Origin of the sequence: Chryseobacterium sp. B21-037, assembly GCF_028570785.1 — a bacterium.
Lineage (GTDB): Bacteria > Bacteroidota > Bacteroidia > Flavobacteriales > Weeksellaceae > Chryseobacterium > Chryseobacterium proteolyticum.
Genome location: NZ_JALGCB010000001.1, coordinates 4548757 through 4571471, shown reverse-complemented (window position 1 = coordinate 4571471; position 22715 = coordinate 4548757). Strand labels below are relative to the sequence as shown.

The following is a 22715-nucleotide window of genomic DNA, read 5'->3' as shown; positions in this document are numbered from 1 at the left end:
AAAATAAAAAAGGAGTGACGTTGCCACTCCTTTTTTATTTTTATTCGTGTACAATCTTATCGTTAATAAAGTCAATACATTTTTCAATAGCTTTATTCAGGTCTTCCGGTAAATCCAGGCTTTCCCAGGGCTCTTTAGCTCCGAATGTATGATTCGCATCTTCAATTAAAAACAGTTCAGAATTCGGGTTCAAAATATGAAGATGTTCCGCTTCTTTTGGAGCAACACTTTCATCGTTGGTGCCATGGATAATTAAAATATGAGCTTTTGCCATTTCCATTGCTCTTTCTACATCGAAACGATGCACATTCTCTTCAAAATCTTTATAAAACTGAAAATAATGAGGCATTTCCTGCTTTGTTCTGCCATTCATAACATAATACACACCTTCTTTTTTCCAGTTTTCAAAAGCATTTCCTGTTGGAAAACGCTCAAGGGTATCTACACTTGCAAGGGTAATTAAGCCGTTTATTCTTTCATCTTCGGAGGTTTTTATAATCGAAATACCTCCTCCTCTGCTATGCCCTATTAAAATAACCTTTTGATCATCTACCCTATCATCTGTAATAAAAAAATCAATAATAGCACCGAGATCGGAAAGTTCCTTAGAATAATTATTTTGCCCGAAAGCTTCCAGATCCCCGAAGTTATGAGGATCATTTGTTGTTGTCCCGTTATGGGAGGAATTAAACTTAACAAAGAAAAAACCGGCTTTTGCTATTTTTTCAGCCATAAGCCCCCATGCTCCCCAATCTTTATACCCTTTATATCCATGTACAAAAATTACCAGTGGTAATTTTCGTTTACTTTCCGGATAATAAGCATCTGCAAGAAAATCCTTTGTTTCAGGATTTGAAATAACAATATTCTCTTTTTTTATAACTTCCATACTCACTTCTTAAAGAATCAGCCAGAAAAGAACATCTTATCACAAGAATATTTCTTCCACTTTGATAGCTGACATAATTTCAACTAAAAATATTAAAAATAGGAACAAACACAAAGTAAAATCTTATTTTTGCGGTATGTTGGATTTAAGAACAGTAACGGTAATGCGCTACATCCTTCCATTAAGAGAGGGAGGTTCGCTTCCGGCTTTGGCAGAAGCTGATGATGACTTTAAATATGTCCTGAAGTTCCGGGGTGCCGGCCACGGAGTAAAAATGCTGATATCTGAACTTTTAGGAGGAAAAATAACAGAAGTTTTGGGATTAAAAATTCCTGAGCTTGTTTTTGTAAACCTGGATGTAGATTTTGGACGAACGGAAGCTGATGAAGAAATTCAGGATTTGCTAAAATTTTCGGAAGGGCTGAATCTGGGACTTCACTATCTTTCCGGATCGATCACATATGATCCGGGTGTAGTCATCGATCCTCTACTGGCCTCAAAAATAGTATGGCTGGATGCATTCATCACCAACATCGACCGTACTTATAAAAACACCAATCTGCTGATGTGGCATAAGGAACTCTGGGTAATTGATAACGGAGCTTCTTTTTATTTTCATCACTCATGGCAAAACTTTGATGCAGCGGCAAAGACTCCTTTCAAATATGTAAAAGACCATGTTCTTCTTCCCAAAGCTAAAATGCTGGATGAAGCCGATCAATGGGCACATGAGGTTTTAAATGAAAAAGTATTCCGGGAAATTGTAAATCTGATTCCCGAAGATTGGCTACACTGGAACGATGCGGATGAAAGTCCTGAAGAAATTCGTGAGGTGTACTTCCAATTTATGAAAACAAGGCTAGAAAATTCACAAATCTTTGTAAACGAAGCTAAAAATGCAAGAGGATAAAATATACGAATATGCCGTAATACGTCTGGTACCTAAGGTTGAAAGAGAAGAATTTTTCAATATAGGCCTCGTGATGTTTTCAAAAAAAGAAAAATTCATTCGTGTAGATTTTTATCTATGCCCAGATAAATTCAGACTTATGCACAGCAAACTTGACTATGAAGACATTATTCAGAACCTGCAAAGTTTTCAAAAGATTGCCAATGGAGATAAGGATGGTGGACCAATAGCCCTTCTTGATATTCCCGAGCGTTTTCGCTGGTTAACAGCGGTAAGAAGTTCCGTTATACAAACATCAAGGCCTCATCCCGGAAAATCCAAAGATCTTGAAAAAACTTTTGGTAAACTTTTTGAGGAGTTAGTAAAATAACCAATTTCTCAAAAATTATATGGCATCATTCAAAAGCAATATTACAGTATACAGGTTTTATGTAAACCTGTTTTTTATTTTACTTCTGAGCATTTCCCCTGTCGCTTTTTCCCAGAATCAGCTTCAGCCTAAAGCCCCAAAAAGCAGTCTTTTAAAAGAAAGGACCATTTCATCAGAAGATATTTTCTATAAAACCAATAAGGAAGGTTCAATAGCTTTGGATATGTACAGCCCAAAAACAACCTCTGCGGAAAAACATCCTGTGCTTATTTATGTCCATGGAGGTGGATGGGTCGGCGGTGATAAGATCATTCACGCAGATTCCTATATAGAAAACCTTATTCTCAAGCTGGTAGAAAAGGAATATACTGTAATCAGCATCAATTATACTTTAGTGAATAAAGATATCCATTTTCCAAATCCTATCCAGGATACTAAGGATGCTATACGATGGGTCAGAAAGAACGCAGATAAATATCACTTTGATACCAACAATATAGGACTTTTCGGGGCGTCTGCCGGGGCGCATCTTTCATTGCTGGCTGCCTATACACAAGATAATGAATTCGTCGGAGCACCTGAGCTCTCATCTTATTCTGCAAAAGTAAATTATGTAGTCAATAATTTCGGACCTACTGATCTTAATAAACTTTTACATACCCGTGTGGGAAATGTAGGTGCCTTTTTTATTAGCCTTTTTTCAAAGAAAATTGTTGATCTAAGGGGAAAACTGATCTTAGGAATTTCAGGATACGACATCAAAAAAGACAAGAAGAAAGTCATCAAATACTTTGAAACGCTTTCACCGGTAACCTATGCTGATCATGCAACCCCAACTCTAACTCTGCAAGGAAATAAGGATAAAATTGTACCTCTCAAACAATCGATACTACTGGAACGAAAACTTGAAGAAAATGAAGTACAAAATAAACTGACTATCGTAGAAGATGGTATACACGGCTTCGGAACCACCGATAAAAACTACCTTAATCAGCTTGTTGATGAAATGGTAGATTTTATTGTTTCTCAGAGAAAGACTAAGCCCAGGAATCATTAATGTTGAAATGAAATATACTTCTAAACTAACAATAAATTATAGTTAACTCAAACGGATAACAATATAAAATATTAATTATCAGACTATTAAATAAGTAATTATTTTCAAGTTTTGTTAATTTGCTAGATTAGTATACATATTCTTATTTTTTATTTACAAAATAATTAACTTGGCCATTGTTTAAATTATTCAAAATAAATTAAACAAAAAATTTAATTATTTATTCATAAAAAATCAAGACGATATGGATTTCCTAAATAACATCAACGCCTTAACTTTAGTTTTCACATCGCTCCTTATTTTCGCCATAGCATATCGTATCTATGGAATTTTTCTCGCCAATAAGGTATTACGTCTTAATAACAAAAATACGACTCCTGCATTGGAGTTTGCGGATGGTAAAGACTATGTTGCAACTAATAAGAACGTTCTTTTCGGACATCACTTTGCTGCAATTGCAGCTGCCGGACCATTGGTTGGGCCTGTTCTTGCCGCGCAATTCGGATACCTTCCCGGAGCATTGTGGATTCTGATAGGCTGTGTATTGGGAGGTGGTGTTCATGACATGGTCGTTTTGTTCGCATCCGTAAGGCATAAAGGCCAGAGTCTGGCAACCATTGCTTCTAAAGAAATTGGAAAAACAACCGGAACAGTAGCTGGGTTTGCCATTTTATTCATTCTCATTCTTACGCTGGCAGGACTATCGTTGGCGTGTATCAATGCTATGCACGAAGCCTCATGGTCATTATTTACCGTAGTGATTACAATGCCTATTGCCATCATTATGGGTCTGATTATGCGCTATCGCAAAAATAGTGTCACTTTTGCCAGTATCCTAGGAGGAGTCCTTCTTATTGCGGGTATTATCGGAGGGCATAACCTGATGCAGAATGAAACCATGCATAATTTGTTCTCCTGGGATATCACCACCATTTCTATAGCTATTCCTTTGTATGGTTTTTTGGCATCCGTTCTACCGGTATGGCTGCTGCTCGTCCCAAGGGATTATCTGTCGACATACCTGAAAATCGGAACTATCATCATGCTTGCTATCGGAGTAATTGTGATCCATCCCACGATACAGATGCCTGCCCTTACACAGTTTGTAAACGGTGGCGGACCTGTGATCGGAGGACCTGTCCTTCCATTCATTTTCATTGTTATCGCATGTGGTGCTATTTCGGGTTTTCACGCTGTTATAGCAACCGGAACAACGCCTAAAATGCTAAATAAAGAAAGGGAAATTCTTTTTGTAGGATATGGAGCAATGCTTGTTGAAGGATTTGTTGCCCTAATGGCATTGATCGCAGCATGTACATTAATGCCCGGAGATTATTTTGCCATAAACACTCCGAAAGACTCTTATGATGCATTTCTGGCTGCTCATCCTTCTTTACACGGAGTTGATATTGATTATTTTTCACAGAAAATCGGGATCGATCTTCATGGCAGAACCGGAGGTGCTGTATCTCTGGCTGTGGGAATGGCTCATATATTCAATAAGATCCCCTATATGGATCAGTTAATGGCTTATTGGTATAATTTTGCAATCATGTTTGAAGCTGTTTTTATTCTTACGGCTATTGACGCAGGAACAAGAGTAGGACGTTTCTTTTTGCAGGAAATGCTGGGTTCTGTAATTCCGAAATTCAATGACAAAAACTGGAACCCTGGGATTATTATCAGCAGTCTGATCTTCACTTTTGCATGGGGATATCTCGTATTTACAGGAAACGTCAGTAGTATCTGGCCATTATTCGGGATCAGCAACCAGCTGCTTGCTGCCTGTGGACTGATCGTCTGTACAACAATGCTCATACGGTTAAACAGAGGCAAATATGCCTTGTGTGCAGCTATACCGGGTGTGTTCATGGCAGGGATCACATTCTGGGCAGGTTATATCCAGGTTACCTCCATTTATATTCCCAAAGGGCAATACTTACTGGCAACACTTGCTGTGGTTGCGATGGTCTTGATGCTTATTGTATTTGTAGGAGCCTTCAGAAAGTGGTATGAGCTTATCAAAATTAATAAATCGGAAATTGATTATTACGGAGAAAGCGTAAAGGAGCTGGTAGAGAGATAAAAGGTTTGGGTTACTAATTAATGATAAGGCCATATCTGATATTTTTCTTACATTTGTTATGCTTTAGGGGTATTCTGAGAAGAATTGAGAGAGTCCCTTTGAACCTGATACGGCTTACACCGACGTAGGGAAAAGCAAAAAGACATTCTTTACAATGTACTTTTGTTTTGGATTTTTTCCTGAAGCTATTTATTTAATCAATAATAATGGATAAAAATCTTTGGAAACAAGTACAGCTCGTAAAACAGCAATCCCCCCTTGTACACAATATCACCAATTACGTGGTGATGAATAATACAGCTAATGCCCTTTTGGCTGTGGGAGCTTCTCCGATCATGGCGCATGCAAAATCTGAAATTCATGAAATGGTCAGTATTGCACATTCAGTCGTTATTAACATAGGTACGCTGGATGAATATGGGGCAGAGTCAATGATAATAGCCGCAAAGGCTGCCCATTCATTAAAAAAACCGTGGATTTTAGACCCGGTAGGTGCCGGCGCAACGGGTTTCCGTGATGAGATTTTACACCAGCTTTTACCGTACCGGCCGACTGTAATCAGAGGTAACGCATCAGAAATCATTGCTTTGGCTAAAGCAAACACAATCGTTACAAAAGGAGTTGACAGCACAGCAAAAAGTGACGAAGCGATCAATGCCGCCCAATATCTCGTCAATCAACACGATACGATTGTCTGTATCTCCGGAGCTACAGATATTATTACTGACCGACAGCAGACCTCCTTTATCCGTAACGGGCATCATTTAATGACCAAAGTTACCGGATTAGGCTGCTCGGCAACTGCCCTTATTGGTGCTTTTGCAGGAGTTACCGAAAAGTATTTTGAAGCAACTGCGGCTGCAATGGCATTAATGGGTATCGCAGGTGAACTGGCTGTTTTGGAAAGCAAAGGTCCTGGAAGCCTTCAGCTTAACCTTCTCGATAAATTATATACTATTACCGAAGAGGAGTTTCTCAGTCATCTCAAGTATGAAAGATAATGAATAGACATCCTTTTCCTTACCAGCTTTACCTTGTTATTTCTAAGGCAGATTGTCCCGGAAGAGACTTTTTAAAGGTTGCAGAGCAAGCTATTCTAGGCGGCGTTGATATCATCCAGCTAAGAGAGAAAAACAGCACTCCCGATGAATTCCTCCAAAAAGCCAGACAACTGATAGCAATTACAGAAAAACATCATATTCCTCTGATTATTAATGACAACGTAGAAGTGGCCACAAAAGTAAATGCGGCAGGCATCCATGTGGGTAATACCGATGCAAGCCCCGTCTATTTGAGGGAGCAGCCACTCATTCACAATAAAATGATTGGTTACTCCATTGAATATCTCGATCAGCTTGAAAATGATCAGACTGCAGCATCAGACTATCTGGGCATCAGCCCGGTCTTCCGCACGACTACCAAATCAGATACAGTTACTGAATGGGGATTGGAAGGAATAGTAAAAATAAGGCAACTCACCTCAAAGCCCCTTGTTGCTATTGGCAGTGTCAACTTAACCAACACCAAGGCTATTATGGACGCGGGAGCGGACTGTATTGCCGTGGTTTCTGCAATATGCGGTGCTGATGATCCTCAAAAAGCAGCTTATGAACTCAAAAATGAAATTGTAAAATGAAAAAATTTAAATATCCATCCGTATTAACGATAGCAGGATTCGACGGAAGCGGAGGGGCTGGCATCCAGGCTGATATTAAAACCGCCTCTTCCCTGGGATGCTTTTCAACATCGGTGTTAACTGCTTTACCGGTCCAGAATACCCAGGGAGTAAGAAAGATATATCCAATTCCTGTAGAAGCAGTAGCTGATCAGATCGAAGCTATTTTAGATGACATTTTTCCTGATGCAATCAAAATCGGAATGGTCCATACTTCCCAGCTTGTGGAAACCATCGTTTCAACACTCGGTAAATATAAAAAGATTCCTATTGTATTCGATCCGGTAATGGTCGCGACAAGTGGACATCGCTTAATAGAAGAAGAGACTATTATCGCTATTACAGAAAAACTTTTCCCTATTGCAGATGTGATTACCCCTAATATGGATGAAGCAGCAATTTTAGCCAGCATGGAGGTGAAAACGCTTGAAGACCTTTATGCAGCAGGAAAACTGATCAAAGGTCTGGGCTGCAAAAGCATTCTTTTAAAAGGCGGACATCAGGACACCTCAACGATTACCTCATTATTCTACGATGAAAATAATCAATACCATACCTTTGAAACCATCAAATTGGCGATCCACAACACCCATGGTTCAGGCTGCACCCTTTCTTCGGCTATAGCAGCATATCTGGCTCAGGGAAAAACCTTATTTGATTCTGTTTCTCTTGGACAACAATATGTTTATAAAGCCATAGAAAATGGAAAAGATGTAGAAACCGGTTTAGGAAACGGCCCGCTTAATCACTTTTTTAACCCTCAAAAACTGATCAAAAATGAAATGGTCTGAACAAACCTGGCAAGCCATTGAAGACAAATACATGTCTATTTTGCAAATGGATTTTATCAAAGAGCTTTCAGCTGGCAATTTGCCGCTTGAAAATTTTAAATTTTACATGGCTCAGGACTCTCTATATCTTGAACATTTTGGACGAACGCTTTCGCTAATTGCTGCTAAGATCCCAGATCTCCAGGATGTTCTTTCTTTTATCAGGTTTGCCGAAAATGCGATCGTGGTCGAAAATGCTTTACATGAATTTTATTTTAAGGATTTTGGTGTTACCGATAAAGGTGTTTTACAGCCTGCATGTCATCACTATATCCATTTTCTGAGGAGTACTGCTGCTCTGGAATGTGTTGAAGTTGCAGTTGCTGCAGTGTTGCCGTGCTTCTGGATCTATAGGGAAGTAGGAAACTTTATCTTTAAATATCAGAACAATATTAATAATCCTTATCAAAAGTGGATCGATACTTATGGCGGAGAGGAATTTTCTGCTGCTGTAGATCATGCCATTGCTATTTGTGATAAGATCGCAGAAAAAGCTACAGATGATACAAGACATAAAATGACAGAAGCTTTTATCATGTCAACCCAAATGGAGTACCATTTTTGGGAAGCGGCCTATGAATTAAAAATATGGAAATAAAACCTGCAAAAGCTGTTATTTTTGATATGGACGGTGTTCTTATCGATAGTGAAAAATTCTGGAAACAAGCGGAGTCCGAAGTATTCAGCTCATTGGGTGTAAAGATTACTGATGAATTCACACAGCTCACTCAGACGATGACTACTGCTGAGGTTACCGAATTCTGGTATAAAAAATACCCTTGGGATAACATTGCATTGGACATTGTGGAACAACAAGTCATCTCAAGGGTCATTGAACTGATCGCAACAGAAGATTGTACTATTGCGGGTATAAAAAAGTTTATAGAAGATCTTAAATCAAAGCAATACAAAATAGGCCTAGCCACCAATTCTCCTTACAGGGTCATTCAAACCGTTCTTGATAAAGCGGAGATTGCCCATTTATTCGATCATATTACCTCAGCTGAGTTTGAAGAACATGGTAAGCCTCATCCTGCCGTATATTTTACTTCAGCAAAAAACCTAAAAGTTGACCCTCAACATTGTTTTGTAATAGAGGACAGTCAGTCCGGTATTCTTGCTGCCAAAAATGCAGGAATGACTGTCATTGCTTTTACCAATCAAAATTCAGAAATTTATTTTGATCTCGCAGATCATAGAATAATCAGTTTTGAAGATCCTTTGCCTGCATTGTTCAGCTAGTTTTTATTTTTTACTTAAAAAGTAAAATTAAGCCTCGTAAAAACATACCTTCCGTTCTGTCCGAATTGAGACGTAGAACGGGAGTAGATAAACTGGTCGTTATTGGTTGATGCCGGAAGGTTTTTGGTTGGATAAATATCAAAAACGTTATTCACTCCCAGCGTTAAGCCTACATTTTTAGTAAACTGATACGCTACGGAAACATCAGTAATTACCTTATCTGCTATTTTCTGATGTTCATCAAATGCAATAATCCCATCGCCGTTGGCATCTAAAACATCAGCACCTGTCACTTTCCCGAAATAAGTATTTCTTAAATAGAAACTGGCATTTTTCCACGAAATACTGTGGGATAAACTTGCCTTTACTCTTGGAACCGCTTCTTCAAGATAGACTCTTGATTTTTCAGAGAAATATGTATTTTCAAGATTAGCAGATTCCAACAAACCCGATGAATGAACGTTTCCTACTTTTTTGGTCTGATTCAGGTTAACCGCAAAATTATTATCCAGCTTCACTTCCGAGAATCGCGCATTATGAGTAATTACAACATCCAATCCTTTCGTTTCAGTATCGATTGCATTCGTAAAAAACTGAGCTGCATTAACCCCTAATTGAGTATACACATTTTGTGCTTGTACCGGAACATCTTTTTTAAGGAATTGATCTGTGAGTATAATCCTGTTTTTAATTTTGGTGAAATAGCCATCAGCTGTAAAAGTCACATTTATTGATGGAATCCTGTATGTGAAACCTACACTTGCAGACTGCGAAGTTTCCTGTTTCAGTTTTGGAATTCCTAATAATCCTGCAATTTCAGAATCATTACTGAATGTCCCCACATCTAAAAGCTGACCGTTGGTAAACAATGTAGACGTAACGTTGTAATAGATCTGGTGAATAGAAGGTGCTCTGAAGCCAGTGGATCCCGCAAATCTTACATTGAAATTCTTATCAAGTTTAATTCTTGAAGCGATCTTATAATTAAAAGTAGATCCGAAATCCGAATAGTTTTCATATCTCGCAGCAGCATCTATCAGCAACCAATCTGTAAAATTGAATTCAAAATCTGCATATCCCGCAACAGATTGTCTGTTTTTATTTACAGCATTTTCAGGTCTGAAACCACTAAATACCTGTGATCCTCCTGGAAGTGAATTTCCAAAGAAATCGGTTGGCCTGGAAGTGGTCCCGTTCCATACATTTCCATTGATATCATAAGTTGCATAAGAAGCTTCTTCTCCTGCTGTTATTTTAAAATTTTCATATCGGTGCTCTGCCCCAAATGCTATGTTGATTCCCTGCCACACATCATATTTCTTTGAAAAATCAAGATTGATCGTATTTTGAGAAAACCTTAGTCCTCCAGCACTAAATTCATTGGGGGAAGCAAATCTTAAAGAAGTATTACCTGTATTCTGGATAGTATAATCAAAGGAGTTTTGTCCGTAAGTATTACTGAAGTCAATATTCCAGCCATCCCAGTTTCCTTTTATACCTGCTGAAAGAGACAAGTCCTGAATATCTGTTCCGATCTGCGGCAGATAACCATCCTGGTATATTCCTGTAAAGGTTCTGCTTTGATTAGGTCTTCTGAAAAATCCTCCCGAAGTACCATGCCTGAAGCTATAACCTCCAAAAGTATAGACTTTCCAGTTATCATCAATCGGAACCTCTATATTTGCAAAAAGCTGGTGGTTATTCAGTTTTGACTGGCCTACCTGCATATTGAAATCCTTTCTTTCAAGGCCTCTGTAGCCTAACTCCTGATTGGTTACATCAGCTCCTAACAATCCCTGTAGCGCACCAATTGTATTGGCGCCCTGAATTTGGTTTTGAAAATCCTGGGAGAAATAATTAACATTCTGTGCATATTGATGAATATAATTTACGATCTGCTGAGCATTGGGAGTAGTACCGATATTTGTAAATAATGAAGAAAGATTCACGCCATCATTTAATGCTCTTTTCTCAATAGCATTGTAAGCATTGTAAATTGCCCCGCTTTCCGTTCCTGCCCTATAGGTTGGATTCCTAAACTGTGAAGTCCAGGTAATATTGAAAAAACCTCCCTTTTTTCCTATTTTATCACCATAATTCAGATCTACCTGAAAGTTTTGCCCGTCAAAATTTCCTGTATGATCATTGGCAGCCGGTGTAAGATTTCCTCCGTAAGTAAACTGACCTGTCAGTCTTCCGGTATCTCTTTTAAGCCCTAAATTGATCACTCCCGCAATGGCATCTGATCCGTATTGTGCCGCAGCACCATCCCGCAACACTTCAATCCGGTTGATCGCGAAAGAAGGAATAGCATTCAAGTCCGTACCTACAGTTCCTCTTCCCGGAGTTCCGTTCACATTAACCAATGCCGAAGTATGTCTTCTTTTACCATTGACCAAAACCAGGACCTGATCGGGACCAAGGCCTCTGAGCTGTGCAGGATCCAAATGATCCGTACCATCAGCGTTGGTCTGAATCGTAGAGGTAAATGAGGGTGCTATAGCGTTTAGGATCTGAGAAATATTGGTCTGAGGAAGAACCAGCGAAGATTCTTTTATATTAAATACATCCACAGGAACCGGGCTGTCAACTTTAGATCTTGCTCCGCTTCGGGATCCCAGAATAACGACCTCTTCCACATTAGCGGTTTTCACTGTATCCTTCTCCTGTCCATAAACATAAGTTGCCCCCAGAAAAAATAAAACAGAAGCTGAAAAAATTGTCTTTCTATTTTTCATACATTTTATGTTAAGTTTTTTTTAACTTTTTTTGAGGAGCAAATGTATGTCATATTTATAAGTCTACAAAATAAGTAGACTTATAATTTATAAAAAGTTCTGATAGCTTACGTCTATGTTTTTAAATTTTAGTTAGTTTAGCGTATTTCAGAATAAGATTTTTCTCGCCTTCATGCATGAAGACCACTTTAGCCTTGATATTCTGAGGGTCTGTTCCATCCAGAAAAGTAACTTCCCCGACACCAAAACGATCATGTCTCACCTTATCCCCCACTTCAATATCCTGAGAAGAGGCTCCGCTTGGGTTAATGATTTTGGCCGTACTTACGGGTTTCAGTTTACGAGGTTCAGCAATTGGTTTTGAATTCTCATTCTTTTCAATGGTTTTCTTCTCTACCTTTTTAAAACTACGTATTTCTGAAGGATGTTCATCAAAAATATTGGATTTAAGCCCGCTTTGATTAATAAAACGTTTTTCCATTGCAGGATTGATGAATTCCAGATACTCCTCATCAATTTCACTTAAGAATCTTGATGGTTCTGCATCCGTAATTTTTCCCCATTGGAATCTGGAAATGGCATAAGAGAAAAATGCCTGCTTCTCGGCTCTTGTCAAGGCTACGTAAAACAAACGTCTTTCTTCTTCCAGATCTTCCCTTGTTGCTGAACTCATAAAACTAGGGAAAAGATTTTCTTCCATTCCTACAAGATGCACAACAGGAAACTCAAGTCCTTTGGAAAGGTGAATGGTCATCAGGGAAACCATATCATCTTCTTCATCTTTTGCTTGCGTATCTGCTGAAAGGGCAATATTTTCAAGGAAATTGGATAAACTAGGATCTCCGTCCTCCAGCTGCATCTGCTCTTCTATAAAACCCTGCATAGAGTTCATGAGTTCCTGTACGTTTTCTACCCTTGAAATCCCTTCGGGAGTTCCGTCATCTTTCAGAAATTTGATCAGACCACTTCGTTTTGCAACTTCCATGGCAACACTGTAAGCTGTTTCTGTTTTCAGCAATACCTGAAAAGCCTTGATCATTGACCAGAAATCATTCAGTTTGTTGAGAACACCATTATTGAATCCTAACTGTTGAGAATACATCGGAAGATTATCCAGGACCTTTGCTACAGACACGTTATGGGCATCTGCAAAAACGACCAGTTTATTCTGCGTTGTTTCTCCGATCCCTCTCGTAGGATAATTGATGATCCTTGTCAATGCTTCCGAATCATTTTCATTGATAAGAAGACGCAGGTAAGCAATAAGGTCCTTTACCTCTTTCCTTTGATAGAAAGATAAACCTCCATATACTTTATAAGGGATATTCTTACGTCTCAGAGCATCTTCAAAAGCCCTGGTCTGAGAGTTCGTCCTGTATAAAATGGCAAAATCACTAAATTTTCGCTGGTCCCTGTTATGAAGCTCCCATATATTTCCAGCCACAAAGTTGGCTTCATCCGCATCCGAAAGCGAACGGTAGATTTTTATTTTATCTCCTTCTTCATTCTCACTGAATACATTCTTTTTGAACTGCTGAAGGTTTTTTGCAATCACCACATTAGCGGCATTCACGATATTTTGTGTTGAACGGTAGTTTTGTTCCAAAGAAACCGTCACCGCATCAGGATAATCTTTCTTAAAATTTAAAATGTTATAAATATTGGCTCCCCGGAATGAATAGATCGATTGAGCATCATCTCCCACTACACATATATTTTCAAACTTTGAAGCCAGTGCCTTTACAATCAGGTACTGAGAGTGATTCGTATCCTGGTACTCATCTACCAGAATATAACGGAATCTGTCCTGATATTTGGCTAAAACCTCAGGAAACCGGGTAAGCAGTTCATTGGTTTTTAACAATAAATCATCAAAGTCCATCGCCCCGTTTTTAAAACAGGCTTCTACATATTTCTGATAAATCTGACCGATAAACTTCATATTCGCTTTTTCATCAGCCTCCATCAATTCAGGGTTGTTGAAATAGGCTTTTACCGTGATCAGGTTATTCTTATAGTTTGAAATTCTTGCCTGGACTTTTTTAGGTTTATACAGATCCGCATCTATATTCATGTCTTTCAGCACTTTCCGGATTACATTCAACGCATCCTGCTGATCATAAATTGTAAAATTCGATGGAAATCCCAGATAATGAGCTTCACTTCTCAAAATTCTTGCAAATACCGAGTGAAAAGTTCCCATCCACAAACTTCTTGCATTACCGGGGCCTACTACCTTTGCAATACGCTCCTTCATTTCACGTGCTGCTTTATTGGTAAAGGTAAGGGCTAAAATATTGAAAGGATCGACACCGTTTGTAATCAGATGGGCGATACGCATAGTAAGTACACGCGTTTTCCCCGAACCTGCTCCTGCAAGTACCATTAAAGGTCCCTGTAAAGTAGTAACGGCTTCGTATTGTGATTCATTGAGTCCTTTCAAATAGTCCATGCTGCAAAAAATTTTGGGAATACAAAAATAATGTATTAAAAGGAGAATTCAAATTTTTGAAATGCAGGTATGATATATTTAACAAAACCAATAATTCAGTTAAAAATTTCACATAATAATTGTAACAATTAAAGTATTTTTAGGACTTATTGACAAACAATTTCTACTTTATGAAAAAACGACTTCTTTCTGTTGCTGCTGTAGCTTTCTTTGGAGTGATGCTGAATGCACAACAAATCAAATTCGAAGAGTATGATTTACCAAACGGTTTACACGTGATTCTTCATCAGGACAATACAGCACCGGTAGTTACAACAGGAGTAATGTACCACGTAGGTGCCAAGGATGAAGTAAAAGGAAGAACCGGTTTCGCTCACTTCTTTGAACATCTTTTATTTGAAGGAACACCTAATATCAAAAGAGGTGACTGGTTTAAAATAGTTTCTTCCAACGGAGGGCAAAACAATGCCAATACAACCAATGACAGAACATATTACTATGAAACTTTCCCTTCCAACAACGAACAACTGGGACTTTGGATGGAAGCTGAAAGAATGCGTCACGCAGTTATCAACCAGGTTGGAGTAGATACTCAGAGAGAGGTTGTAAAGGAGGAAAAAAGATTGAGAATGGACAACCAGCCTTACGGGAATCTTTTTACCACCATCCAAAAAAATCTTTTCACCAATCACCCGTACAACTGGCCAACCATCGGATCAATGGAGGACCTGAATTCTGCTAAACTTGAAGAATTCCAGGCATTTTATAAAAAATATTATGTACCTAACAATGCCACTTTGGTCGTAGCAGGAGATATTAAGCCTGAACAGACTAAAAAATGGATTGAAGAATATTACGGAGGAATTCCAAAAGGAACAATCTATCCTAAAGATTTCCCGAAAGATGCTCCTATCACTCAGGAGAAGGAAGTTACTGCTACAGATCCTAACATCCAGCTTCCGGCCTATGTTTTTGCCTACAGAACACCTGCCAATAAAGAGAAAGATGCCTATGTTCTGGATATGCTTTCAACCTATTTAAGCAACGGAAAATCATCTGTTTTGTATAAAAAATTAGTAGATCAGGACAAAAAAGCACTTCAGGTAGCGGCTTTCAACCAGGGACTTGAAGACTACAGTATATTTGCATTTTTCGCAATCCCAATGGGACAGACTACAAAGCAAACTTTACAGTCTGACATTGATGCTGAGATCAAAAAATTACAAACAACTCTAATCTCTCAGGAAGATTATCAGAAAATTCAGAATCAGTTTGAAAACCAGTTTGTAAATCAGAATTCAAGTATTCAGGGAATTGCTGCTTCATTAGCAACAAACCACGTATTGATGGGGAACACCAATTTAATCAACAAAGAAATTGACATTTACAGATCCATCACAAGAGAAGATCTTCAAAATGCTGCTAAAAAGTACCTGAATCCTAATCAAAGAATAATCATTAATTACGTACCTGAAAAAAAATAATCCAGATCAGTTGGGTTAAAAAGTGATTATAACAAACAATTATTTACAAATGAAAAAGCAATTAACATATATAGCCGTAGCATTTTTATTTACCGGAATGCTTTCAGCACAAAAAATAGATCTTAATGCAATGCCAAAGCCAGGTCCTACTCCAGCGATAAACATTGCCAAGCCAAAAACTTTCCAGCTAAGCAATGGCCTTACGGTGATGGTTGTAGAAAACAACAAATTACCACGAGTAAGCGCCAATCTATCTATGGACAGACCTCCTTACCATGAAGGAAATGTGACCGGTGTAAGCGAAATCATGGCAGAACAGTTCGAAAACGGAACAACCAATATCGGCAAAGATGAATTTAATAAAAAGGTAGATTTTCTGGGAGCTAACCTTAACTTTTCATCTTCCGGAGCTTTCGCAAGTTCTCTTTCAAAATATTTCCCTGAGGTATTAGGATTAATGGCTGATGCTATTATTAATCCAAAATTTTCTGCTGAAGAAATCCAGAATTCTAAGGAAAGAGCTATTGAAAGTTTAAAATCTGATGATAAAAACGCTTCTTCTATAGCAGCAAGGGTTTCCAATGCTTTACAGTATGGAAAAAACACATCCAGAGGAGAGTTTGAGACCGTTGAGTCCATCAATAAAATCCAGCTGGCCGATGTTCAGAATATCTACAAAAAATATTACGCTCCGGACAATGCGTATTTAGTTATCGTTGGAGATGTTAAATATGATCAGGTAAAACCTTTGATCGAAAAAGCATTCAGCGGATGGAAAAAATCCAATACTGCTTTTACCGCATTAGAACCTGCTTCAAATGTTGCAAAAACAGAGATCAATGTTGTTGATGTTCCTTCAGCTGTACAATCGGTTGTTTCCGTAGGCAACCTGAATACACTGAAAATGAAAGATCCCAACTACTTCCCTGCAACAATTGCCAACTACATCCTTGGAGGTGGTGGTGAAGCTAGACTTTTCATGAATCTTCGTGAAAAAAACGGATTTACTTACGGAGCTTATTCAAGCATGTCTGCCAGCAAATACTCTCCTAATTTTTCAGCACAGGCAAGTGTAAGAAACGAAGTTACAGACAAAGCCGTTAAAGAATTCATGAATGAACTGAATGCTATTTCTACCGTAAAACCGGAAGAGCTTGAAAATGCTAAAGCAAAGCTGAAAGGAAACTTCATTATGTCTTTGGAGAAACCTGAAACCATTGCAAGATTTGCATTAAATCAAAAAGTACAGGATCTTCCTTCAGATTTCTATACCAATTATCTGAAGTCCATTGATAAAGTAACCGCTGCAGACGTTACAAGTGCGGTTAAAGCGACAATACTTCCTAATCAAAGCAGAATTTTCATCGCAGGTAAAGCTTCTGATATTTCTGAAGGTCTGGAAAAATTAGGCTACCCGGTAAAATATTTTGATAAGGAAGCTAATCCTGTAGCAAAACCGGCTGCACAAAAAGTAGATGCAGGTGTTACGATCGGATCTGTAGCGGATAAATACATCAATGCAATCGGAGGTCTTGCTGCTGTTCAGAAGATCAATTCTATTTCCAGTGACGCTACTACAAAAGTACAGGGCATGGAAATGAACATGAAAATGATTCAGGCTAAAGAAGGTAAAATGGCTATGAACATCAGCATGATGGGAAATACCGTACAAAAAATTGTATTCGACGGAAAAGATGGCTACATGGAAGTTCAAGGGAAAAAGGTTCCTCTAAGCGACAAGCAGAAAGCCGAAATGTCTGATGAGAAAGAACTATTCCCGGAAATTAATTTCGCAAAATCTACTGAATATAAATTAGCAGGAATTGAAAAATATAACAACGAAGATTCCTACGTAGTGAAAGGCGCAAAAGACACATATTATTATAGCGTAAAAACCGGCCTGAAAACAGGAGAGGTAAAAAGTGGAGAGCAGGGTTCTACCCCTACAAGCTATGCTGATTATAAAGATGTATCCGGCGTAAAATTACCACATACCATTATTCAGAATATGGGCGGAATGGATATAAACCTGGCTGTAAAATCTTATCAGATCAATCAGGCTAAAGATTCTGATTTTAAATAAGAATAATCTCTTTTAAAGAAAAAACAGCAACAATTGTTGCTGTTTTTTCTTTTTACTAAAATCTTATTTTGCTGTTCGGTAAAAAAAGATTAAATTTGCCCATTCAAAAAGATATCAAATTAATGGATTCTATATTTATACTATTGATGGTTCTTGTTATGATTGCTAGTGTTTTACTGGTAATTATCGTTATGGCTCAAAATCCTAAAGGAGGAGGCCTTTCCAGTACCTTCGGAGGTGCATCATCTGCGCAATTCGGAGTACAAAGAACCAACGACTTTATGGAAAAAGCAACATGGACCTTAGGAGCGACAATCATTGTTCTTATCCTTATCAGTGTTGTGATCACAGGAAAGCCATCACAAACGGCTCCGGTTCAGCAACCTGTTAAAAAAGAAGCTCCTGCAAAACAATCTGCTCCGGCTTCTCAAACAACAGCACCAGCTCAGGCTCCTGTTACTCCTGCTAAATAAGCAAATACTATTTTACATATTAAAAAAGCAACTCAATTGAGTTGCTTTTTATTTTAATTTGATCTTTTCTATTTTGTGCCGGAGCCTTAAGCCTGCTTTTAAAAATGAATACTGCAAAGGCTTCGATTCCTTGTAATATTTACTGATAAAAATCTGCATAGCCCCATAAAAGCGCTCGAGATAAAGCTCATCTTTTACCGTACTTTCTCCTTTATAGTGCAATATTGAAGCTTTACCATAATAGTAATTCGTAAAGCCATTCCTAAGTAAGGTATAACATAAATCGATATCTTCACCATACATGAAATAAGCTTCATCCAGGCCGCCTACTCTTTCATAAACCTCTCTCTTAACAAGAAAAAATGCACCGGTGATCACTTCCACCTTATCAATTGCATTTTCATCAATGTCATTCCGATAATAGGATTTTGAATTGTTATTCTTAAAATTCACAAATAACTTTTCGAAGGAGTTGAACATATCCGGAACTGAACGTTTGCTTTCCGGTAAAAATGTACCTTTCGCATCATGCATTCTCACTCCCAGACACCCAAAGTCAGGTTGAGCATCTGCAAAATCTAAAATCTCATCCATATAACAGCCTTCAAGTTCTGTATCGGGATTGAGGATCAGGACATATTTTCCCACTGCCCTTTTTATAGCTGTATTATTGGCTTTTGAAAAACCATCATTACTTTCGGAAGCAATAAAATGAAAACCCGGAAATTCTTCTATCAGATTTCGCCATGAGGTGTCTGTAGAAGCATTGTCAATAATGATGACTTCATAGGGAACTTCTTTTACATATTTTTTAATGGATAAAAGGCAATTCCGAAGTAACTGGGTAACGTTATAATTAACAATTATTATTGAGAGCCTGGTATTCATTTTTAATCCTTTTCGTTATAAGGAAGTCTGTTGATAATGGACCTGCCCAAAGAAATCTCATCCGCATATTCAAGTTCATCCCCTACTGAAATCCCTCTGGCAATGCTTGAAAAACTTACATTGAAATTTTTAAATTTCTTATAAATATAATATGCTGTGGTGTCACCTTCCATGGTTGCACTCAAAGCAAAAATAAATTCTTTGACCAGCCCTGTATTCAATTTCCTTTCAATGCTTGGAATATTAAGCTGATTCGGACCGATCCCTTCCATAGGAGAAATCTTACCTCCCAGGATCAGATATTTTCCTGTATATTTTCCTGTATTTTCAATAGCAATAACATCCCGTACATCCTCTACTATACAAATCACCTCATCACTTCTTTTGGAACTGCTGCAGATTTCGCAAACATCAAAATCCGAAAAATTATGACATTCCTTGCAGTACTTTATATCATTAACCAGACTGATGAGAGAATTGCCGAGACCAACGGCCCTGGAATTGGGCTGTTTTAATAAATGAAGCGCCAGACGCAAAGCTGTTTTCCTGCCAATTCCGGGAAGTCCTGAAATCTCATCCACAGCTTTTGCCAAAACTTTACTTGGATAATCCATAATTACTTACAAAAATAATATAAAAAGATGAGTCTATAGGGCTTTCTCAAGCATAAATCATCTCCTTCTCCAATAAAAGATATATCTTTGGAAAATATATGAAAAAAATAAACTAAATGATTCTTAACAACCTTAATTATCCTCTGGATTTCAAATTCAAAATCACAACATTAGCCAGTGATTTTAACATTACAGACAGAAACGGGAACTATGTGGCATATGTTCGCCAAAAAATGTTTAAGCTAAAGGAAGATGTTATTGTCTTTAATGATGAAAGCAAATCTAAGGAGCTTTTCAGGATACAGGCCAATAAGTGGATCGATTTTAATGCATCCTACTCTTTAAATGATCTTGTTGATAAAAAAAACTTCGGAAGGCTGGCAAGAAAAGGAATGCGTTCACTCTGGAAGTCAACTTATAATATCCTGGACGCAAATGATCAGCCTAAATTTACAGTAACGGAAGATAATGCATGGACAAAATTCTTCGACGGGATGGTAAGTGAAATTCCGATCATCGGTATGTTTACCGGATATTTCTTAAATCCTGCTTACACGGTAAGAGGTGTGGATGGAAAAGAATATTTTAAATTAAAAAAGATGCCTTCATTTTTTGGCAGAAGATTCCAGCTAGACAGAATGATCGATATCGATGATGAGGACGAAAGTCTGGTTATACTTTCTTTATTAATGATGGTTCTGCTTGAAAGAGCCAGAGGATAAATGCATTAATACCACAAACAATGAAATACCTTATTATTATCTTTTCAGTACTCTTGGTAGTAGCTTGTAAAAAAGAACAACCAAACGTTTTAACAACCACTCCCAAAGATTCACTGAATATTGTTCAGGATTCTGCAAAAGTGGAGAGCTCGGGAAAAATCCTGGTTGAAACGATAGCCTTCCCCAAGGAGATTAAAGAATGCTCATGTTACTTTGCAAAAAGCAAAGCTGATTTCGAAGCGGAAAAGTACATCTATGCTGATGATGCAGGAAAAACAGCTTACATGAAACTGGACGGAAAAAGATTAGCCATGAACCTGATCTCATCCAGCGATATGGAAGCTGATGAACTTCTAACCAAAGAAATAGAAAATGACGATTATAAAATATCCGTAAAAGGTAAAAAAATCAAAGGGGAAGAAGCTCTATTATTTGAAGGGACCATAACCATTGAAAAACCTGACGGAACTGTCATCACATTGCCTATTTATGGAGAATGTGGATGCTAATCATCCTGCAATTCCGCTTTTCAAAAATTTTCCTCTCCAAAATAAAAAAGACTGCTCCCGAATTTACGGGAGCATTTTTTATTCGTAATTTTGATAAAAATAAATTTTATGGAATTATCCAATATAGAACCGCAGATTATCTGGAAGAATTTCTCCAAATTAAATGCTGTTCCAAGACCTTCAAAAAAAGAAGAAAAAGTAATCGCATTTATTAAAGGATTTGGTGAAAGTCTGGGATTACCCACAACAGTAGATGAAGTAGGAAATGTTATTATTAAAAAACCTGCAACAGCAGGAATGGAAAACCGTAAATCGATTGTATTACAATCACATTTGGATATGGTTTGTCAGAAAAACAGTGATGTTAATTTTGATTTTGATACAGAAGGTATCAAAATGGAAGTTGACGGAGACTGGGTAAGAGCAAAAGGAACTACATTAGGAGCAGATAATGGTTTAGGTGTAGCTACGATCATGTCTATTTTAGAAAGTTCAGACATTCCGCATCCGGATTTAGAAGCACTTTTTACCATTGATGAAGAAACAGGAATGACCGGAGCTCTTGGGTTAAAGCCAGGACAGCTTACCGGACAGATCCTATTGAATCTTGACACCGAGGAAGATGATGAGATTGATATCGGCTGTGCAGGAGGAATAGATGTTACTATCACTCAAAACTATGAGCTTGAAGCAGCGAAAGGACAAATTGTAAGAATTGAAATCAAAGGACTACAGGGAGGTCACTCGGGAATGGATATCCATAAAGGTTTCGGGAATTCCAATATTATTTTGGGAAGATTGCTTTACAGCGGTTTACCAAAAGAAAATGTACAATTAATTTCAATTGATGGTGGTGGTTTAAGGAATGCGATCCCAAGAGAAGCAGTAGCTATTATCTCTGTAAGAAACGCCAATGAATTTATTGAGGAGCTAACCAATGGTCTTAAAAAAGAAATTTTAGAAGAATTTGCAACTGTTGAGCCAGGTCTTCAGATCAATATAGAAAATTCAACAAGCTCTGATAAAGCCCTGTCTGAAGAAGATTCTAAAAAGGTTATTTTAGTCCTAAAATCTCTTCACAATGGTGTTTACAGAATGAGTCCGGATGTAAAAGATCTTGTAGAAACGTCCAACAATGTGGCAAGAGTAGAACTTAAAGGTGGAAATTTAAAAATATTAAACCTGTCAAGATCTTCAGTTGACTCAACTAAATATGCTGTGGCAGAACAGTTAAAATCAGTTTCTGAACTGGCAGGAATGCAGGTAGAATTCAGTGGCTCTTATCCCGGATGGAAACCAAAACCCGGATCTGAAATCGTTCAGCTCATGGAAAAGATCTATACCGAAAAATTCACTGAAAAGCCTCATGTAGTAGCTTGCCATGCAGGTCTGGAATGTGGGATCATCGGTGCTAACTATCCGGAAATGGAAATGGTAAGCTTTGGACCTACCATCAGAGGAGCCCACTCTCCTGATGAGAAGGCCAATATCCCTTCAACACAAAAATTCTGGAGTTTCCTGAAAGAAATTTTAGCGAATATTCCTCAGAAATAATTATTCAAAGTAATAATCAGTCATGTGGAGTCCATAGGTTCCACATGATTACATCAGCAGGAAAATACAATTCAAAGATACAGTATACGTATGCTATCCGGGAATTCCAAATTTTCCAATACATAAAAAAGTCCTGAAA

The 22715-nt window shown here is 37.9% G+C and carries 20 protein-coding genes and 1 riboswitch; of the genes, 15 read left to right on the top strand and 5 right to left on the bottom strand.

Annotation, left to right across the window (positions count from 1 at the left end; all coding sequences use genetic code 11):
- Positions 1 to 40: 40 nt before the first annotated feature.
- Positions 41 to 889 (bottom strand): alpha/beta hydrolase family protein, encoded by an 849-nt coding sequence (locus MTQ00_RS20525; protein ID WP_273650818.1) that lies wholly within the window; start codon positions 887 to 889, stop codon positions 41 to 43.
- A 136-nt stretch (positions 890 to 1025) separates the two neighbouring features.
- On the opposite strand from MTQ00_RS20525, the gene MTQ00_RS20520 reads away from it, so the two are divergent.
- From MTQ00_RS20520 to hxpB, 9 genes are all read left to right on the top strand, one after another.
- Positions 1026 to 1799 (top strand): HipA family kinase, encoded by a 774-nt coding sequence (locus MTQ00_RS20520; RefSeq protein ID WP_172284005.1) that lies wholly within the window; start codon positions 1026 to 1028, stop codon positions 1797 to 1799.
- Complete coding sequence (locus tag MTQ00_RS20515) at positions 1786 to 2169, top strand: DUF3037 domain-containing protein (protein ID WP_172284003.1); 384 nt, start codon at positions 1786 to 1788, stop codon at positions 2167 to 2169. Before MTQ00_RS20520 ends, MTQ00_RS20515 begins: the two co-directional genes overlap by 14 nt.
- A gap of 19 nt (positions 2170 to 2188) precedes the next feature.
- Positions 2189 to 3226, top strand: coding sequence for an alpha/beta hydrolase (locus MTQ00_RS20510; protein WP_273650817.1), 1038 nt, complete (start codon positions 2189 to 2191; stop codon positions 3224 to 3226).
- A 244-nt stretch (positions 3227 to 3470) separates the two neighbouring features.
- Positions 3471 to 5312, top strand: coding sequence for a carbon starvation CstA family protein (locus tag MTQ00_RS20505; protein WP_273650816.1), 1842 nt, complete (start codon positions 3471 to 3473; stop codon positions 5310 to 5312).
- Positions 5313 to 5367: 55 nt separating this feature from the next.
- Positions 5368 to 5460, top strand: a riboswitch (TPP riboswitch).
- 58 nt (positions 5461 to 5518) lie between these two features.
- Complete coding sequence (gene thiM / locus MTQ00_RS20500) at positions 5519 to 6313, top strand: hydroxyethylthiazole kinase (protein WP_273650815.1); 795 nt, start codon at positions 5519 to 5521, stop codon at positions 6311 to 6313.
- On the top strand, positions 6313 to 6948 hold the full coding sequence (gene thiE, locus MTQ00_RS20495; RefSeq protein ID WP_273650814.1) for a thiamine phosphate synthase: 636 nt from the start codon (positions 6313 to 6315) through the stop codon (positions 6946 to 6948). Before thiM ends, thiE begins: the two co-directional genes overlap by 1 nt.
- The gene (gene thiD, locus MTQ00_RS20490; protein WP_273650813.1) at positions 6945 to 7778 is read left to right on the top strand and encodes a bifunctional hydroxymethylpyrimidine kinase/phosphomethylpyrimidine kinase; all 834 of its coding nucleotides are present in this window, start codon (positions 6945 to 6947) and stop codon (positions 7776 to 7778) included. Before thiE ends, thiD begins: the two co-directional genes overlap by 4 nt.
- Positions 7765 to 8415, top strand: coding sequence for a thiaminase II (gene tenA / locus MTQ00_RS20485; RefSeq protein ID WP_273650812.1), 651 nt, complete (start codon positions 7765 to 7767; stop codon positions 8413 to 8415). The genes thiD and tenA overlap by 14 nt, the downstream gene beginning before the upstream one ends.
- On the top strand, positions 8406 to 9059 hold the full coding sequence (gene hxpB / locus MTQ00_RS20480) for a hexitol phosphatase HxpB (protein ID WP_273650811.1): 654 nt from the start codon (positions 8406 to 8408) through the stop codon (positions 9057 to 9059). Before tenA ends, hxpB begins: the two co-directional genes overlap by 10 nt.
- A gap of 14 nt (positions 9060 to 9073) precedes the next feature.
- Here hxpB and MTQ00_RS20475 read toward each other — a convergent pair whose 3' ends face one another.
- Complete coding sequence (locus MTQ00_RS20475; protein ID WP_273650810.1) at positions 9074 to 11797, bottom strand: TonB-dependent receptor plug domain-containing protein; 2724 nt, start codon at positions 11795 to 11797, stop codon at positions 9074 to 9076.
- 121 nt (positions 11798 to 11918) lie between these two features.
- Positions 11919 to 14249 carry an ATP-dependent helicase gene (locus MTQ00_RS20470; RefSeq protein ID WP_172283985.1) on the bottom strand — a complete coding sequence of 777 codons (2331 nt, stop codon included), beginning with the start codon at positions 14247 to 14249 and terminating at the stop codon, positions 11919 to 11921.
- Positions 14250 to 14419: 170 nt separating this feature from the next.
- Between MTQ00_RS20470 and MTQ00_RS20465 the strand changes: the two genes are divergently transcribed.
- The 3 genes from MTQ00_RS20465 to secG all read left to right on the top strand — a co-directional run bounded on the left by MTQ00_RS20465 (position 14420) and on the right by secG (position 18289).
- Positions 14420 to 15733, top strand: a complete 1314-nt coding sequence (locus MTQ00_RS20465; RefSeq protein ID WP_172283983.1) for a M16 family metallopeptidase — start codon at positions 14420 to 14422, stop codon at positions 15731 to 15733.
- 49 nt (positions 15734 to 15782) lie between these two features.
- Positions 15783 to 17816 carry a M16 family metallopeptidase gene (locus MTQ00_RS20460; RefSeq protein ID WP_172283981.1) on the top strand — a complete coding sequence of 678 codons (2034 nt, stop codon included), beginning with the start codon at positions 15783 to 15785 and terminating at the stop codon, positions 17814 to 17816.
- A gap of 122 nt (positions 17817 to 17938) precedes the next feature.
- The gene (gene secG, locus MTQ00_RS20455) at positions 17939 to 18289 is read left to right on the top strand and encodes a preprotein translocase subunit SecG (RefSeq protein ID WP_172283979.1); all 351 of its coding nucleotides are present in this window, start codon (positions 17939 to 17941) and stop codon (positions 18287 to 18289) included.
- A 48-nt stretch (positions 18290 to 18337) separates the two neighbouring features.
- Here the strand turns inward: secG and MTQ00_RS20450 are convergent, their stop codons facing one another.
- On the bottom strand, positions 18338 to 19177 hold the full coding sequence (locus MTQ00_RS20450; protein WP_273650809.1) for a glycosyltransferase family 2 protein: 840 nt from the start codon (positions 19175 to 19177) through the stop codon (positions 18338 to 18340).
- Positions 19178 to 19179: 2 nt separating this feature from the next.
- On the bottom strand, positions 19180 to 19791 hold the full coding sequence (gene recR, locus MTQ00_RS20445) for a recombination mediator RecR (protein ID WP_172283975.1): 612 nt from the start codon (positions 19789 to 19791) through the stop codon (positions 19180 to 19182).
- A 116-nt stretch (positions 19792 to 19907) separates the two neighbouring features.
- On the opposite strand from recR, the gene MTQ00_RS20440 reads away from it, so the two are divergent.
- From MTQ00_RS20440 to MTQ00_RS20430, 3 genes are all read left to right on the top strand, one after another.
- Complete coding sequence (locus MTQ00_RS20440; protein WP_172283973.1) at positions 19908 to 20513, top strand: hypothetical protein; 606 nt, start codon at positions 19908 to 19910, stop codon at positions 20511 to 20513.
- Between the two features lie 20 nt (positions 20514 to 20533).
- Positions 20534 to 21022 carry a hypothetical protein gene (locus MTQ00_RS20435; RefSeq protein ID WP_273650808.1) on the top strand — a complete coding sequence of 163 codons (489 nt, stop codon included), beginning with the start codon at positions 20534 to 20536 and terminating at the stop codon, positions 21020 to 21022.
- A gap of 108 nt (positions 21023 to 21130) precedes the next feature.
- Entirely contained in the window at positions 21131 to 22576 is a 1446-nt protein-coding gene (locus tag MTQ00_RS20430) for an aminoacyl-histidine dipeptidase (protein ID WP_273650807.1), read from the top strand.
- Positions 22577 to 22715: the final 139 nt, after the last annotated feature.